This is a genomic window from Oleiphilus sp. HI0066 (assembly GCF_001635725.1).
The window spans coordinates 1-1,075 of record NZ_LWFH01001330.1 but is presented as its reverse complement, the minus strand read 5'-3'; the positions used below and the strand labels follow the sequence as shown (position 1 = coordinate 1,075).

2 protein-coding genes are annotated in these 1,075 nt (G+C 43.9%); both read right to left on the bottom strand.

What is annotated here, in order from left to right; translation table 11 throughout:
* On the bottom strand, positions 1–418 hold a 418-nt coding region (locus tag A3738_RS19640; RefSeq protein ID WP_197473931.1), incomplete at its 3' end, for a DUF3592 domain-containing protein.
* A 293-nt stretch (positions 419–711) separates the two neighbouring features.
* A complete protein-coding gene (locus A3738_RS19635) occupies positions 712–912 on the bottom strand; it encodes a hypothetical protein (protein ID WP_068479576.1) in 201 nt (66 codons plus the stop codon).
* Between the last annotated feature and the right edge of the window lie 163 nt (positions 913–1,075).

Below are 1,075 nucleotides of genomic sequence, written 5' to 3'. Positions count from 1 at the left end.
ACGACGCAATAATAATGTGCATCAAACCGATGCCTGAATCAGGAACAAGTGCTGAAATCAACATACCGCTAACAAGCAGGCTCAACATCAAACTTAATGCGACAAAAGTACGGCAATTACGCGAGTGACTTCTGCGTGACTTAGATACGTGAAGCTTAATTTTGTCGCCAATATGGAAGCGATCAGCCGCTTCAGGGTCGATACAAGTGAAGCTTACAGGGCCGTCTTCACTTCTATATTCTAGAACAGGGTAGTAACCACTTTTGGTCGTTCCACGATGAGAGGATGGTGAAAAGACATGTTGAACGCTTTTAACAAGTGCATTCATTTTGTGCGTACTTTGAAGGAACCTTACATAGTCCCGCGTCAATAACAGCCCAGCAATTGCCATGGTCGCGGCCATTGCTATATTGTACATCTCAACCAACATCTACTACTTACAACCTCTTATAACACGCGTTTAGCAACATCCTGTCTACACGTTTGCGTTTTCGCTGCCGTCATTCTTATGCTTTCTAATCAACAGCGTCACACTAAAAAGGAGAATTGCTTCTCATTTGGGAGGGTGATTATGCGCACAAAGGCAGTGCTTTGCAAGCACGCATAAAAAAAGCGCGTATAAACGCGCTCACATGGATACTACTTCTTACCTAAAGCCGGACTGAAATCTACTTACTTCTTACTACACTACTGCTTACTACTGGCTAAGCCCTAAATTGGGGCAGAGCCATAATTCATTGTTGGTTTTTTAGGAGGATCTGCTCGTACATTGTCAGCAATCTGGCTAACTGCGCCACCTTTACTCAAAAACGCGTCTACATCTGCGCTGAGTTGCTGTCGAACATTATTACGTAAGTTGGCCGGAGACTCGCTCGAACACGCAGCGATAGGCCCATTGGCTTGCTGAGACATAGTGATACCTTTTTACCCGCACGGTAAAGCTATTTAGTTGTCATTACTGCGCCACTTTGTGTGGCTTAATTTTATAGTTTGTAGCCGATCGGTCTGTAAGGTCTGGAGCTTGGTAGAACTCGTTAATGACCTTCGCCAATTTTTAGCTTACGTAATAAATATA